At 77.3% G+C, this 14,853-nt stretch carries 12 protein-coding genes; 7 read left to right on the forward strand and 5 right to left on the reverse strand.

Annotated elements, in window-relative coordinates:
* On the forward strand, positions 1 to 808 hold an 808-nt coding region (locus tag ACFUMH_RS14750), incomplete at its 5' end, for a TadE family type IV pilus minor pilin (protein ID WP_378207016.1).
* Between the two features lie 572 nt (positions 809 to 1,380).
* Here the strand turns inward: ACFUMH_RS14750 and ACFUMH_RS14755 are convergent.
* Positions 1,381 to 3,960: a DEAD/DEAH box helicase gene (locus ACFUMH_RS14755; RefSeq protein ID WP_378207019.1), complete on the reverse strand. Its 2,580-nt coding sequence runs from the start codon at positions 3,958 to 3,960 to the stop codon at positions 1,381 to 1,383.
* Between the two features lie 160 nt (positions 3,961 to 4,120).
* Between ACFUMH_RS14755 and ACFUMH_RS14760 the strand changes: the two genes are divergently transcribed.
* The gene (locus ACFUMH_RS14760; protein WP_378207026.1) at positions 4,121 to 4,936 is read left to right on the forward strand and encodes a LamB/YcsF family protein; all 816 of its coding nucleotides are present in this window, start codon (positions 4,121 to 4,123) and stop codon (positions 4,934 to 4,936) included.
* On the forward strand, positions 4,926 to 6,698 hold the full coding sequence (locus ACFUMH_RS14765; RefSeq protein WP_378207029.1) for a carboxyltransferase domain-containing protein: 1,773 nt from the start codon (positions 4,926 to 4,928) through the stop codon (positions 6,696 to 6,698). Before ACFUMH_RS14760 ends, ACFUMH_RS14765 begins: the two co-directional genes overlap by 11 nt.
* Positions 6,699 to 6,728: 30 nt before the next feature.
* On the opposite strand, the gene ACFUMH_RS14770 is transcribed toward ACFUMH_RS14765, so the two are convergent.
* On the reverse strand, positions 6,729 to 7,073 hold the full coding sequence (locus tag ACFUMH_RS14770; protein WP_378207032.1) for a hypothetical protein: 345 nt from the start codon (positions 7,071 to 7,073) through the stop codon (positions 6,729 to 6,731).
* Between the two features lie 116 nt (positions 7,074 to 7,189).
* Positions 7,190 to 7,468, reverse strand: a complete 279-nt coding sequence (locus ACFUMH_RS14775; RefSeq protein ID WP_378207035.1) for a hypothetical protein — start codon at positions 7,466 to 7,468, stop codon at positions 7,190 to 7,192.
* A gap of 263 nt (positions 7,469 to 7,731) precedes the next feature.
* Between ACFUMH_RS14775 and ACFUMH_RS14780 the strand changes: the two genes are divergently transcribed.
* Entirely contained in the window at positions 7,732 to 9,573 is a 1,842-nt protein-coding gene (locus ACFUMH_RS14780) for a ribonucleoside triphosphate reductase (RefSeq protein WP_378207038.1), read from the forward strand.
* Between the two features lie 82 nt (positions 9,574 to 9,655).
* Complete coding sequence (locus ACFUMH_RS14785) at positions 9,656 to 10,240, forward strand: anaerobic ribonucleoside-triphosphate reductase activating protein (protein ID WP_378207054.1); 585 nt, start codon at positions 9,656 to 9,658, stop codon at positions 10,238 to 10,240.
* Here ACFUMH_RS14785 and ACFUMH_RS14790 read toward each other — a convergent pair.
* Together ACFUMH_RS14790 and ACFUMH_RS14795 are read right to left on the reverse strand one after the other, a co-directional pair.
* The gene (locus ACFUMH_RS14790; protein WP_378207041.1) at positions 10,216 to 11,229 is read right to left on the reverse strand and encodes a hypothetical protein; all 1,014 of its coding nucleotides are present in this window, start codon (positions 11,227 to 11,229) and stop codon (positions 10,216 to 10,218) included. The two genes, ACFUMH_RS14785 and ACFUMH_RS14790, sit on opposite strands and share 25 nt — an antisense overlap.
* On the reverse strand, positions 11,226 to 11,810 hold the full coding sequence (locus ACFUMH_RS14795; RefSeq protein ID WP_378207044.1) for a sigma-70 family RNA polymerase sigma factor: 585 nt from the start codon (positions 11,808 to 11,810) through the stop codon (positions 11,226 to 11,228). Before ACFUMH_RS14795 ends, ACFUMH_RS14790 begins: the two co-directional genes overlap by 4 nt.
* A 185-nt stretch (positions 11,811 to 11,995) precedes the next feature.
* Here ACFUMH_RS14795 and ACFUMH_RS14800 point away from each other — a divergent pair, with 185 nt between their 5' ends.
* Both ACFUMH_RS14800 and ACFUMH_RS14805 read left to right on the forward strand, forming a co-directional pair.
* Positions 11,996 to 12,331, forward strand: coding sequence for an STAS domain-containing protein (locus ACFUMH_RS14800; RefSeq protein ID WP_378207048.1), 336 nt, complete (start codon positions 11,996 to 11,998; stop codon positions 12,329 to 12,331).
* Positions 12,332 to 12,468: 137 nt separating this feature from the next.
* Positions 12,469 to 14,778 (forward strand): sodium-translocating pyrophosphatase, encoded by a 2,310-nt coding sequence (locus ACFUMH_RS14805; protein ID WP_378207051.1) that lies wholly within the window; start codon positions 12,469 to 12,471, stop codon positions 14,776 to 14,778.
* The last annotated feature ends 75 nt before the right edge of the window (positions 14,779 to 14,853 follow it).

Raw genomic sequence — 14,853 nt, forward strand, 5'->3', positions numbered from 1 at the left:
GTGGCGTGCGCGGCCCGCCGGCGACCGCGGTGCCGGCCCGCCGCGCCGCCGGGTGCGCGAGCGGCGCCCGCCCGGTCGGCGCCCCCGCGGGGACGAGGGCGCGGTCACCGCCGAGCTCGCCGTCGGCCTGGTGGCCGTGGCCGTCGTCCTCCTCGCGGTGCTGGCCACGGCCGCGGCGGGCGTCGCCCAGCTGCGGTGCCTCGACGCCGCGCGCACCGCGGCGCGCGTGGCCGCCGTCGGCGAGGACGACGCGACCGCGGTGGCCGCCGCACGCCGGGCGCTCGCCGGGCGCGCCGCCGACGTGCGCGTGACGCGCGCGGACGGCTGGGTGACGGTGCGGGTCGAGGCGCCGTTCGTCGGCTGGCCGGGCACGGACGGGCTGCGCGCCCGCGCCTCGGCGACCTCGTGGGTGGAACCGACCACCACGTCGGCCACCGCCGCCGGGACGGCCGCCGCCCCGGCGGTCGTCCGACCGGCCGGGGCGCGCGAACCGGTCGTCGTGCAGCGATCCGGGGGCGTGGTGCTGCACGGCGGCCGGTTCGCGGCGGCGGGTGCGGCTGTTCCCGGTGGGGCGGTCGGTGTCGTCCCGGTCGACGTGCGTGAACCGGTCGTCGTGCAGCGATCCGGGGGCGTGGTGCTGCACGGCGGCCGGTTCGCGGCGGCGGGTGCGGCTGTTCCCGGTGCGGCGGTCGGTGTCGTCCCGGTCGACGTGCGTGAACCGGTCGTCGTGCAGCGATCCGGGGGCGTGGTGCTGCGCGGCGGCCGGTTCGGCGGGGTCGGTCGCGTCGTGGGGGCGGTGGCCGGGTGACGTGGCGGGAGGGCGTCGGGTGGCGGTGCCGCCCGAGGGGCGCGCGCGACGGCCGTGGGTGGTCCCGCCGGTGGTCGCGGCGCCGGTGGCGGGGGCCCGTGGGGGACCGCGGCGCCGGGTCCGTGCTGGTGCTCGCGGTCGCGGCGACGGCGTTCGTGCTCGTCGTCGCGGTGGGCGCGGTCGCGTCGGCGCACGTCGCGTCGGCGCGCGCGTCGGCGGCGGCGGACCTCGCCGCGCTCGCCGGCGCGCAGCGGGCCGTCGCGGCCGCCGCGGGCGGACCCGCGGGTGCGGACCCGTGCGCGCACGCCGCCGAGGCGGCCCGACGCAACGGCGGCGTGCTCGTGCGGTGCCTGCCCGCACCCGACGGCTCGGTCACGGTGCGCGTCCGCGTCGACGCGGTCGTGGGCGGCGCGACGGACGACGCCCGGGCGGGGCCGCTCGCCGCCCGCCCGCCGGACGGTCGCCGACGGACGACGCACGGGCGAGCCCGCCGAACAGCACCGGGCCGACCGGCGCCCGCGGACGCCCGGGTGCGGGCCGCCCACCTCGGGACGGCCGTCAGCCGTCAGCCGTCAGCCGTTCGCCGGCTGCGGCGCGTGCCCGAGGACCGTCGTGAGCAGGCGCAGCGCCCCCGCCTTGTCGAGCGGCTCGTTGCCGTTGCCGCACTTCGGCGACTGCACGCACGCCGGGCAGCCGGTGCCGCACGGGCACGCCGCGACGGCGTCGCGCGTGGCCCGCAGCCAGGTCGTGCCGAGCTCGAAGCCGCGCTCGGCGAACCCCGCGCCGCCGGGGTGCCCGTCGTGCACGAACACCGTCGCCACACCCGTGTCGGCGTGCACGACGGTCGACAGGCCGCCGAGGTCCCAGCGGTCGCACGTGGCGAGCAGGGGGAGGAGGCCGATCGACGCGTGCTCCGCCGCGTGCAGGGCGCCCGGCGCCACCTCGAGGGTGACGCCCGCCTCCGCCAGCACCTCCGGCGGCGCCGTCCACCACACCGCGGCCGTGCGCAGCGTGCGGGGCGGCAGGTCGAGCTCGTGGGACGACAGCACCTGCAGGTCGGGCAGCCGCTTGCGCTGGTACCCGAGCACCTGCGTGGTGACGTCGACCTGGCCGAACGACCACGTCACGGGGCCCCACGCGACCTCGCGCTGGACCTCCACGATCTCGGTCGAGCTCACCCAGCGCGCCCACGTGCCGAAGTCGACGTCCCGCCGCGTCGCCAGCGCGACGCCGTCCTCGAGGTGCAGCTCGTCGACGACGAACGTCGCGCCGAGGTGCACGTACACGGCCCCGGGGTGGACCGTCGCGTCCGCGGACGCGGCGTCGACCGTGCCGAGCAGGCGGCCGGTCGCGGTCTCCACGACCCGTACCGGCTGCCCGCCGGCGCCGCGCAGGTCCGTCATGCGGCTCGCCGGCTCCGCGTGCGTCCAGTACCAGCCGGACGGCCGGCGACGCAGGATGCCGCGCTCGGTGAGCTCGGCGAGGAGCTCGGCGGCACGCGGGCCGAACAGGTCGAGCTCGTCGGCCCGCAGCGGCTGCTCGGCGGCGGCCGCGCACAGGTGCGGCGCCAGCACGTAGGGGTTCTGCGGGTCGAACACCGTCGCCTCGACGGGGGCGTCCAGCGCCGCCTCCGGATGGTGCACGAGGAACGTGTCGAGCGGGTCCTCGCGCGCGACCAGCACGACGAGGCCGTCGGCGCCGGCGCGCCCGGCGCGGCCCGCCTGCTGCCACAGCGACACGCGCGTCCCCGGCCACCCGGCGATGAGCACCGCGTCGAGCCCGGAGATGTCGACGCCGAGCTCGAGCGCGTTCGTCGTCGCGAGCGCCCGCAGGTGGCCCGACCGGATCGCCTGCTCGAGCGCACGCCGCTCCTCCGGCAGGTACCCGCCGCGGTACGACGACACGAGCGACGGCAGCGTGGCGTCGACCTCGGCGAGGTGCGCGCGGGTCGTCGTCGCGACCGACTCCGCCCCGCGCCGCGAGCGCGTGAACGCGAGGGTGCGGGCGCCGGCGGTCACGAGGTCCGCGAGCAGCTCCGCGACCTCGGCCGTCGCGGTCCGGCGCGGGCGGTCCTGCGGGACCGCGACGAGCTGCTCGCCCGTGCCGAGCGGACCCGTGCCCTCACCGGATCCCGCCGCCGGGGTGGCGCCGTCGACGTCGGGGCCGGGCTCGGGCGGGCCGGGCACGCCCCCGGGCTCCGGGACGGCGGGGTCCGTGGTGGGGTCCGGGGCGGGGACCGTCAGCACGGTGGCCCACGGGTCGTCGGCCGGCAGCAGGGACGCCCACGGGCCGTCCGACCCGGGCAGCTCCGGCGGCTGCCACAGGACCACGGTCTTGCGGCCCGCCGGCGAGGCGTCGGCCGTGACGGCGTGCACCTCGGCCGGGTCGACGCCCAGCAGGCGGCCGGCGCTCGCGGCCGGGTCGGCCGTCGTCGCCGACGCCATGACGACCGTCGGGGACGCGCCGTACGCGGCCGCGAGCCGGCGCAGGCGGCGCAGCACGAGGCCCACGTGCGCGCCGAACACGCCACGGAACGCGTGGCACTCGTCGACCACGACGTAGGCGAGCGAGGACAGGACGCGCGCCCACGTCCGGTGCTGCGGCAGCAGCGCGAAGTGCAGGAAGTCCGGGTTGGTCAGCACGACGTCGGCGTGCTCGCGCACCCAGCGGCGCTCGTCCCGGCCGGTGTCGCCGTCGCACGTCGCCACGCGCACGTCCGTCGTGCCGGCGGCCTGCAGCAGGCGGTGCAGGCCGGCGAGCTGGTCGGCCGCGAGCGCCTTCGTCGGGCTCAGGTACAGGACGGTGGGCCGGCGGCGCGCGGACTCGATGCGCCCGGGGTCGAGCACGGTGCCCGCCGCGCCGGCGCGCACCGCGGACAGCGCGGGCAGCCAGAACGCGAGCGACTTGCCGGAGCCCGTGGACGTCGCGAGCACGGTGTGCCGGCCGGAGCGGACGGACTCCGCCGCCTCGACCTGGTGCGCCCACGGGCGCTCCACGCCGAGCGCCCGGTAGCCGCGCACGAGGTCGGCGTCGGCCCAGGCCGGCCAGTCGGCGCGGACGCCCTCGCGGGCCGGCAGGTGGCGCACGTGCGTCGCCCGCTCGGCGCGGCGACCGCCGGCGAGCAGCACGTCGAGCAGCTCGCCGGGACCCACGGCACCATCCTCCCACCGGTGCCGGGCGCACCCGCGGGCCGGGGCGGCGCAGCCCCGGCCGGGCCTCGGCCGCGAGGCACTGTCGGCCCCGGCCGGCCTCACCCGGCCCGTCCGCCGCCCGGGCTCGCCCGGCCGGGCCGCCGCCGGGCAGGATCGGCACGTGACCGTCATCGACCTCAACGCGGACCTCGGCGAGGGCGACGGCCCCTGGCGGCTCGAGCCCCCGGCGGACGACGCGCTGCTCGACCTGGTGTCGAGCGCCAACGTCGCGACCGGCTACCACGGGGGTGACGCCGTCACGATGGCCGCGACGTGCGCGGCGGCGCTCGCGCGCGGCGTCGCGGTCGGTGCGCACCCGTCCTACGACGACCGCGAGGGCTTCGGACGGCGACGGCTCGACGTGCCGGCCGACGTGCTGCGCGCCCAGGTCGTCCACCAGGTCGGCGGGCTCGTGGCGGTGGCCCGTGCCGTCGGGGCGCGCGTCACGCACGTGAAGCCGCACGGCGCGCTGTACAGCGCCGTGGTCCGCGACGAGGCGCAGGCGGGCGCCGTCGTGGACGCGGTCCTCGCCGTCGACCCCGCGCTCGCCGTGCTCGGCCTGCCCGGCTCCCGCGTCCTGGAGCTCGCGGCGCGGGCCGGCCTGCCGACCGTCGTCGAGGCGTTCGTCGACCGCGGGTACGCCGCCGACGGCACGCTCGTGCCGCGCGACCGGCCCGGCGCTCTCGTAACCGACCCGGCGCAGGCGGCCGAGCGGGCGGTGCGGATGGCCGTCGAGGGTGTCGTGACGGCCGTCGACGGCACGCCGGTGCCCCTGCGGCCCGCGTCCCTGTGCGTGCACTCGGACACGCCCGGCGCGGTGGCGCTCGCCCGCGCGGTGCGGTCCGCGCTCGCGGACGCCGGCGTCGAGGTGCGTCCCTTCGTCGCCGCGGTCGTCGCCCCCGTCGTCGCTCCCGTGCCGACCGCCGATGCCCGCTGACCGCGGCACGGCCGAGCCGGCCGCCCGGGCACGCGTCGTGCCCTACGGGGAGGACGGCGTCCTGCTCGAGCTCGCGGACCTGGCGGCCGTCCGGGCGGTCGACGCGGCGCTGCGTGCGGCGGCGCCCGGCGGCGTCGTCGACGTCGTCCCGGCCGCGCGCACGGTCCTCGTGCGCGGGCGCGCCCGCACCCGTGCGGACTGGTCGGCGACGGTGCGCGCCGTCGCCCTCGACGCGCTCGACCAGGGCCAGGCGGACACCGGCGGGCCGCGGCGCGTGGTCGAGATCCCGGTCGTCCACGACGGCCCGGACCTCGACGAGGTCGCCGCGCTGACCGGCCGCTCCGTGGCGGAGGTCGTGGCGCGGCACCTGGCCGGCGGGCCGGACGGGTACCGGGTCGCGTTCGGGGGCTTCATGCCGGGCTTCGCCTACGTCGTGGGGCTCGACCCCGCGCTGCACGTACCGCGGCGCGACTCGCCCCGCACGCGCGTGCCCGCCGGGGCCGTCGCCGTCGCGGGGGAGTTCACGGCGGTCTACCCGGCCGCGACGCCGGGCGGCTGGCGGCTGATCGGCACGACGACGGCGCGCATGTTCGACGCCGACCGCGGGCGGTCGGGCGCGTCGCTGCTCGCACCCGGTGACGCCGTGCGCTTCGTGCCCGCCGCCCCGCCCCGGGTGCGCGGGGCGGCACCCGGACGCGCCGACACGGCCGTGCCCGCCGACGCCGCCGCGCCCGCCGACACGGCCCTGCCCGCCGACACGGCCCCGCCCGTTGACACGGCCGCCGCCGCCCCGCCCGCCGACGACGGGCCTACCCGTGCGCTCACGGTCGTGGCGACGGGGCCGCTCACGCTCGTGCAGGACCTCGGCCGGCCGGGTCTCGCCGACGTGGGCGTGCCGCGCAGCGGTGCGGCGGACCCGGAGGAGGCGCGCGCCGCGAACCGGCTCGTCGGCAACGCGGCGGACGCCGCCGTCCTCGAGGTCCTGCTCGGCGGGCTCGTCGTCACGTTCGGGGCGACCACCGCCGTGGCGTTGTCAGGAGCGCCGGCGGCGGCCGCGCTCGACGGCCGGCCCGTGCCGCACGCCGCCGCCGTGCGCGCGCCGGCCGGGTCGACGCTCGCACTCGCGGCGCCCGCCACCGGCCTGCGGACGTGGGTCGCCGTGCGCGGCGGGGTCGACGCCGTCGCCGTGCTCGGCTCGCGGGCGCACGACCAACTCTCGGGGCTGGGCCCGGCGCCCCTGCAGCCCGGCGACGTGCTCGCGTACGGCACGGCGTTCGACGGGCTGCCCGTCCCGCCGGACCCGCTCATGGGCGTCGCCCCGGGGGCCGTCACGCCCGACGGTGACGACGGCGCCGACGGCACGCCGCACGCCGGGGCAGCCCGGCACCCCGCGGGCGTGCCGGACGCGGTCGTCGACCTCCCCGCCCACGACGGGCCCCGCCTCGACCGCCTCACCGACGCGGGCGGTGACGCGCTGTGGTCGACGGCGTGGACGGTCACCCCGGCGAGCAACCGCGTCGCCGTCCGCCTCGACGGCCCGCCGCTGACGCTCGCGGCAACCGGCGAGCTGCCGTCCGAGGGGCTGGTCGCCGGCGCGGTGCAGGTGCCGCACGACGGCCGTCCCGTCCTCTTCGGCCCCGACCACCCCGTCACCGGTGGCTACCCGGTGGTCGCGGTGCTGACCCGGGCGGGACGGGCCCGCGCGGCCCAGCTGCGACCGGGCGACCGGGTGCGGCTCGTGCGCGTGCCCGGGACCGGCTGAGCGCGGCCGCCACGACCGGGGCCGTCCGAGCTACGCGGTGCCGCCCGGCGCGGCGTCGGTGCGGGCGTCGGTGCGCGCGGCGTCGGTGCGCGCGGCGTCGACGCCGGGCACGGGGACGGTCCCCGCGGGGGCCGGCTGCAGCGCCCGGACCACGAACGCCCCCGCGACGAGACCCGCCCCGACGAGCTGGAGGACCGTGGGCAGCCGCAGGAGCGCGGCCGCCGCGGCCCACCGGAGGTAGTCGTCGAGCGGACCCCACAGCGACGCCGCGCGGGCGGTGACGAGGTCCAGGAGGAGGACGTCGAGCAGGACCGCGGCGACGAGCAGGGCGACCCCGCGGAGCACGAGGCCGCGCGGCGAGAGACGGAGCGGCACGGGATCCCCCTGAAATCGGGCCGGCCTCGTGCCGGCGGTGCCCGGACCGTACCGTCGCCGGCCGACGGGTCCGGGCGGACCGGGCGCCCGTCACCCGGATGCGCGCTCGTCGCGCGTCAGTTCCAGTCCCGTCCTGCCGGCTGGCCGGGCGCCGTCGCGCGCGGGTCGTCGGCGGGCGGGAGCGCGCGCACGCCGAACGCCACGGCGACCAGCGCGGCACCCACGAGCAGCGCGACCTGCTGGAGCCACGAGGTCACCGAGAAGACGACGTGGCCGACCTGCGACCCGGGCAGCGTGGGCGCCAGCAGCGTGGTCAGGACGCCGACGAGCAGCGCGGCGACGAGCAGGCCGACGCCCGCTCGGAGGAGCGAGCGCGGGGACAGGCGTGGCGGCACGGGGGACCTCCGGGCTGGGCCGGCGTCTTCGCCGGCGCTGCGGGCACGTGCGGTCACGGTAGCGACCCCGGTCCCGCGCCGGGAGGGGTGCGGACGCCGGTCCGAGCGGGGCGCGCCGGGACGAACGTCCCGCTCCCGGCCCCGGCGCGGCGGATCCGATCCACATCATGTGGGGCGCGCCGTGCGACACGCGCCCACATGTAGTGGTCGTGCGCTGCACTGGGGAGACCCGACCGATCCCCGACCGATCCCGAGGAGCACGCATGTCCCACCCGGCGTCCCACCCTGTCGCGCACGCCCACCCCGTCGTCGAGGTCGGCTCGTCGATCGACGAGTACCTCGACCGCAGCGACTGGCGCGTCAACGCCAACGCCAACCAGGGCTACTCGCTGGGCGGCCTCATCCTCCACACGGCCGGCAAGGTCGTCGCGAACTACTGGCTCAGCCACGTGTACCCGCCGGAGGTCGGCCGGGCGCACCGCGAGGGCGACCTGCACGTCCACGACCTCGACATGCTGTCGGGCTACTGCGCCGGCTGGTCGCTGCGCACGTTCCTGCAGGAGGGGCTCAACGGCGTCCCCGGCAAGGTGGACGCCCGGCCGCCCCGCCACTTCAGCGCGGCGATCGGCCAGGTCGTCAACTTCCTCGGCACGATGCAGAACGAGTGGGCGGGCGCGCAGGCGTTCAGCGGGTTCGACACGTACCTGGCGCCGTACGTGCGCCTCGACGGCCTGACGTACGACCAGGTGCGCCAGGGCGTGCAGGAGCTGGTCCACAACCTCAACGTTCCGTCGCGCTGGGGCACGCAGACGCCGTTCACCAACCTGACGTTCGACTGGGTGTGCCCCGACGACCTGCGCGACCAGGTCCCGGTCGTCGCCGACGAGCCGTGCGACTTCACGTACGGCGACCTGCAGCCGGAGATGGACGTCCTCAACCGCGCGTACATGGAGGTGATGACGGAGGGCGACGCGTCGGGACGCGTCTTCACGTTCCCCATCCCCACGTACAACATCACGCCCGACTTCGACTGGGACTCCGCGAACGCGGACCGCCTGTTCGCCATGACGGCGAGGTACGGCCTCCCGTACTTCCAGAACTTCCTCAACTCCGAGATGAAGCCCGGCGACGTCCGGTCGATGTGCTGCCGCCTCCAGCTCGACCTGCGCGAGCTGCTCAAGCGGGGCAACGGCCTGTTCGGCTCGGGCGAGCAGACCGGGTCGATCGGTGTCGTGACGATCAACTGCGCGCGCCTGGGCTTCCTGCACGCCGGCGACGAGGACGCGCTGCTGGCGGACCTCGACCGGCTGCTCGACCTGGCGCGCACGTCGCTCGAGCTCAAGCGCACGACCGTCCAGCGCCTGATCGACGAGGGCCTGTTCCCGTACACGCGCCGCTACCTCGGGAGCCTCGAGAGCCACTTCTCGACGATCGGCGTCAACGGCGTCAATGAGATGGTCCGCAACTTCACGGGCGACTCCTACGACATCACCGACCCGCGGGGGCACGCGATGGCGCTGCGCCTGCTCGACCACGTGCGGGCGCGCATGGTCGAGTTCCAGGAGGCGACGGGCCACCTCTACAACCTCGAGGCGACGCCGGCCGAGGGCACCACCTACCGGTTCGCCAAGGAGGACCGCGCCCGGTTCGGCGGCATCCTGCAGGCCGGCACCGACGACCACCCCTACTACACGAACTCCTCCCAGCTCCCCGTCGGCTTCACCGACGACCCGTTCGAGGCGCTCGTGCGTCAGGACGAGCTGCAGACCCGCTACACCGGCGGCACCGTGCTGCACCTGTACATGCCGGAGCGGGTCTCCTCCGCGCAGGCGTGCAAGGAGCTGGTCCGGCGCGCGCTCGGCACGTTCCGCCTGCCCTACCTGACGGTGACGCCCACGTTCTCGATCTGCCCGCGGCACGGCTACCTGGCGGGCGAGCACCCCGCGTGCCCGACGTGCGCCGAGGACGACGTCGTGACGACGTGCGAGGTGTGGACGCGCGTCATGGGCTACCACCGGCCCGTGAGCTCGTTCAACGTGGGCAAGCAGGGCGAGCACGCCGAGCGGGTCCCGTTCCGCGAGCCGGCCGGGGCGGGGGCCCGGTGACGACGGCCGACGCGCTCGCGGTCGCCGGGCTGACGCGGCTGTCGACCGTCGACTGGCCCGGGCGCCTGGCGCGACCGTCTTCCTGCAGGGGTGCCCGTGGCGCTGCACGTACTGCCACAACAGCGCCATCCTCGACCCGCGCACCCCCGGGACGGTGCCGTGGCAGGACGTGCGCGACCAGCTGGCACGCCGGCGCGGGCTGCTCGACGGGGTCGTGCTGTCCGGCGGCGAGCCGACCCGGCAGGCGGGCGTCGTCGCGGCGGCACGGGAGGTCCGCGCGGCGGGGTTCGCCGTCGGCCTGCACACGTCGGGGGCGTACCCGGCGCGGCTCCCGGCGCTGCTGCCGCACGTCGACTGGGTCGGGTTCGACGTCAAGGCGCCGGCGCGGCTGTACCGCGCGATCACGCGCACCGGCGCGGGCACGGCGAGCGCCGACCGGGCGTTCGCCGCGCTGCGCACGGTGCTCGCGAGCGGCGTCGACGTGCAGGTGCGGACGACGGTCGACCCGACGGTCCTCACCGACGCGGACGTCGCCGAGCTCACCGCGGCGCTCGCGGACCTCGGCGTGCGGGACCACGTGCTGCAGCGGGCGCGCCCGGACGGCACGACCGCCGCGTACCGGGCCGCGCTGGCGGCGCGACGTCAGCGGGCGGGCTGCACGACGTAGACGACCGACTCCTCGCCGTCGGGGCTCGTGGACGCGTGCACGACGACGTCCCACCCCGACGGCGTCCGGAGCACGTCGTCGCCGAGGTTCACGTTGCGCCCGACCGCGCCGGCGTCGAGGAGGGTGAGGGCGGCGACCGCCGCGCGGTCCTCGCCCTGCGCCGTGACCTCGATGCCCCAGCCCGCGCCGTGCGGGCCGACCGAGACGATGCGGTCGCCGACGACCGGCAGGTCGCGCGGGAAGTCCTGCGGCAGGTCGCCGACCTCGCGCGGCGCGGGCGCGACGTCGATGGGCCACGGCCCGGTGAGCTCCGGCGCGCCGTCCTCCGGCGTGCGCAGCGTCCACACCGTGTACGGCCCGGCGGGCAGGCGGTCGCCGGCGTCGCAGTCCTCCAGCGGCACCTCGACCCCGCCCGCGGCCCAGGCGCGCGCCGGGGCCGACGCGTCGCCGTCGAGCGCGTGGCCGTAGTCGACGAGCCGGTCGACCGACGTCCCGACGGTGCCCACCACGACGTCGCCGTCGGTCACGAGGAGGTCGAGCGCCGCCTCGGCGGGCGCGCGGCCGTCGCCGGGCTCGACCTGCTCCTCCACCTCGACCGCGACGACGTCGCCCGCCCACGTGCCGAGGTCGCTGCCGGCGGGCCCGCCGGCCACGCCCGCGGCGCCGGCGGGGAAGACCCGCAGCACCACGTCCGACGACGGGTCGGGCCGCACGTCCGCGAGCGAGGAGCCGCACGTGCCCAGCGGTGCCTCGGGCCGGGACGCGACGACGGACCCCTGCAGCGTCGGGCCGACGAGCGCGACGGCGCCGACCGCGCTCGCGGCCACGGCGCCGCCCGCGGTCGCCCGGGCGGCGCGCCGGCGGCGCACCCGTGCGGTGATGCGGTGCACCGTCGCGGTCGCGGTCGCGTCACCCGGCGCGGCCAGCCGGGACGCGTGCCCCGCGGCGTCGGCGATCTCGGCGAGGGCCTGGTCCAGCCGTGTGCTCATCGTGACCTCCGGGGGGTGACGAGGACGTCGTCGGTGGGTGCGGGGGCGTCGTCGGCGGGGACGTCGTCGCGGCCGAGGACGGGGCCCAGCCGGGCCTCGAGCGCACGCGTCCCGTCGTGCAGGTAGCGCTTCACGGCGCCGACCGACAGGGAGAGGGTGGCGGCGACCTCCGCGACGGGCAGGTCGTCGAAGTGGCGCAGGACCATGCAGGCGCGCACGCGCGGCGGCAGCGTCGCCAGCGCCTCCTGCACGGTCAGGCGCGTCGTCACGAGCTGCTCGGGGCCGGCGTGCGGGCCGTCCGCCGGCGTGACGGCCGGCACGGCGGTGAGGTGCCGGATCGTCGCCCAGTGCCGTCGGCGGCGGAAGCCGTCGACGTAGGTCGTCAGCACCGCGCGCCGCACGTACGCCTCCGCGGAGGCGACCTCCCGCGTGGCGCGGCCGCGCGTGAAGGACCGGACGATCGCGTCCTGCACCAGGTCCTCGGCCTCGCGGAGGTCCCCGGTGAGCAGGTACGCGTACCCGACCAGCGCCTTCCCGCGGGTGCGGACGAGCTCGTCGAGCGCGTCCTCCCAGCTCGTCACGAACGACCTCCGTGTCTCCGGACGGGACCCCACGGCCCCGCACAGACTCCCAGACGGGTGAGCGGCCCGAAAGGTTGGGTCCTCCTCCGGTCGGGTGAACGCGGGCCGCGCGCGGGGCCTGCTGTGGCGGGCCCGCCCCCGGGTGCTTGAATGCCGTGAGACCAGCCCCGACGGGAAGGGCGTCCGTGGACGTGCAGGTGGAGCAGGAGGTCGTCGGCACGCGCACCGTGGTGCGGGTGGCCGGCGAGGTGGACGTGGCGAGCGCGGACCGGCTGCGGGAGCAGCTGGCGCGGACGGTCGCGGAGGGCGGGACCGACCTCGTCGTCGACCTCACGGCCGTGTCGTTCATGGACTCGACCGGGCTCGGCCTGCTGGTCGGCACGCTCAAGCGCGTGCGGACGGCGGGCGGGCGCATGGCGCTCGTCATCGACTCCGAGCAGCTGATGAAGATCTTCACCATCACGGGGCTGCACCAGGTGTTCACGATCCACGGGACCCTCGAGGCGGCGCTCGCGGGCTGACGCGCCCGGATCGGGTGTCATGTCCCGGTGCGACCCACGTCACACGGTCTGGCTAGACTCGCCCGGTCCGCCGGCAACGGGGCCGGCCGGACGTGGCGCGCACAGGGGGTCCGCGCCGTATGTGTCGAGGAGGATGCATGCAGCTCGGTGCCACGAGCATCACGATCGTCGCCGCCATCGCGGTGGTCGCGGTGGCCGCCCTGGTCGTCGCGGCGGTGCTCCGTCGTCAGGTCCTCGCCGCGGGCGAGGGCACGGTGTCCATGCAGGAGATCGCGCTGGCCGTGCAGGAAGGGGCGTCGGCGTACCTGCGCCGGCAGTTCCGCACCCTCGCGCTGTTCGCGGCGGTCGTCTGCGCCCTGCTGTTCCTGCTGCCCGGCGACGGGGGCGTCAAGCTCGGCCGCTCCCTGTTCTTCCTCGTCGGCGCGGGATTCTCCGCCGCCATCGGGTTCCTCGGCATGTGGCTCGCCACGCGCGCCAACCTGCGCGTCGCCGCCGCGGCGTCACTCCCGGGCGGCCGCGCCGAGGGCGCGCGCATCGCGTTCCGCACGGGCGGGGTCGTCGGCATGGCCGTCGTGGGCCTCGGCCTGCTGGGCGCCGCCGTGGTCGTGCTCGTCTACGGCCAGGAGGCGCCCGCCGTGCTCGAGGGCTTCGGCTTCGGCGCGGCACTCCTCGCGATGTTCATGCGCGTCGGCGGCGGCATCTTCACCAAGGCCGCGGACGTCGGCGCAGACCTCGTCGGCAAGGTCGAGCAGGGCATCCCCGAGGACGACCCGCGCAACGCCGCCACGATCGCGGACAACGTGGGCGACAACGTGGGTGACTGCGCCGGCATGGCCGCGGACCTGTTCGAGTCCTACGCCGTGACGCTCGTCGCCGCCCTCATCCTCGGGCGCGCGGCGTTCGGCGAGGAGGGCATGGTCTTCCCGCTCATCGTGACGGCCGTCGGGGCGCTCGTCGCCGGCCTCGGCGTCGCGATCACGCGCGTGCGGGGCGCCGAGAGCGGGCTCACGGCCATCAACCGCGGGTTCTACGTGTCCGCGCTCGTCGGCGTCGTGCTCGCCGCCGTCGCCGCGTTCCTGTACCTGCCGTCGTCGTTCGCGGCGCTGACGGGCGGCACCGCGGGGCTCGAGACGCACGTCGGCGACCCGCGCCTGGTCGCGTCGGCCGCCGTGCTCATCGGCGTCGTCCTGGCCGGCGTCATCCTGTGGGTGACCGGCTACTTCACGGGGACGACGAGCAAGCCGACGCTGCACGTCGCGCGCACCACGCTCACGGGCGCCGCGACCGTCGTGCTGTCCGGCATCGGCGTCGGCTTCGAGTCGGCCGTCTACACCGCGGGCATCATCGCCGCCGCGATCTGCGGCGTGTTCCTGCTCGCCGGCGGGTCGGTGCCGCTCGCGCTGTTCCTGATCGCGCTCGCGGGCTGCGGCCTGCTCACCACCGTCGGCGTCATCGTCGCGATGGACACCTTCGGCCCGGTGAGCGACAACGCGCAGGGCATCGCGGAGATGTCGGGCGACGTCACGCCCGAGGGCGCCCAGATCCTCACGGACCTCGACGCCGTCGGGAACACCACGAAGGCCGTCACCAAGGGCATCGCGATCGCCACGGCCGTGCTCGCCGCCACCGCGCTGTTCGGCTCCTACGCCGACGCGGTGGCGACCGCCCTGCGGGACGTCCCGGGCGACCTCGGCGACGACCTCGTCGCCGCGATGATGTCCTACGACATCATCAGCCCGGTCACGCTCGTCGGCGTGATCCTCGGCGGCGCGGTCGTGTTCATGTTCTCCGGCCTGGCCGTCGACGCCGTGACGCGCGCCGCCGGCGCCATCGTGTTCGAGGTGCGCCGCCAGTTCCGCGAGCACCCCGGCATCATGACCGGCGAGGTCCGCCCCGAGTACGGGCGCGTGGTCGACATCTGCACGCGCGACTCGCTGCGCGAGCTCGCGACGCCCGGCCTGCTCGCGGCGTTCGCGCCCATCGCCGTCGGCTTCGGCCTCGGCGTCGGGCCGCTCGCCGGGTTCCTCGCCGGTGCCATCGGCACGGGCGTGCTCATGGCGGTGTTCCTCGCCAACTCCGGCGGCGCGTGGGACAACGCGAAGAAGATCGTCGAGGACGGCAACTACGGCGGCAAGGGCTCACCCGCGCACGCCGCCGCCGTCATCGGCGACACCGTCGGCGACCCGTTCAAGGACACGGCCGGCCCGGCGATCAACCCGCTGCTCAAGGTGATGAACCTCGTGTCGGTGCTCATCGCACCGGCCATCGTGCTCGTCTCCGTGGGCGACGACGCGAACCACACCGTGCGCCTCGGCATCGCCGTCGCCGCGACGCTCATCGCGTTCGGCGCGGTCGTCGCCTCCCGGCTGCGGGCGGCCCGCGTCGACCGCGAGGGCCGGCTCGAGCACGAGACGCACCTCGTGGACGACCCGCAGCGCGTCGGCTGAGGCGGCGCGCAGGGCGTACGACGACAGGGCGTACGACGACAGGGCGCACGACGACGCGGCCGGCCGGGCGTGGGT

The sequence above is a fragment of the Cellulomonas sp. NPDC057328 genome, from assembly GCF_042667215.1.
Lineage (GTDB): Bacteria > Actinomycetota > Actinomycetes > Actinomycetales > Cellulomonadaceae > Cellulomonas.

Bases quoted from the DNA above. Each gene is read 5' to 3' on its own strand.
- ACFUMH_RS14780 (WP_378207038.1), top strand. From the start codon at position 7,732: ATGTCCCACCCGGCGTCCCACCCTGTCGCGCACGCCCACCCCGTCGTC.
- ACFUMH_RS14790 (WP_378207041.1), bottom strand. From the start codon at position 11,229: ATGAGCACACGGCTGGACCAGGCCCTCGCCGAGATCGCCGACGCCGCG.
- ACFUMH_RS14765 (WP_378207029.1), top strand. From the start codon at position 4,926: ATGCCCGCTGACCGCGGCACGGCCGAGCCGGCCGCCCGGGCACGCGTC.
- ACFUMH_RS14805 (WP_378207051.1), top strand. From the start codon at position 12,469: ATGCAGCTCGGTGCCACGAGCATCACGATCGTCGCCGCCATCGCGGTG.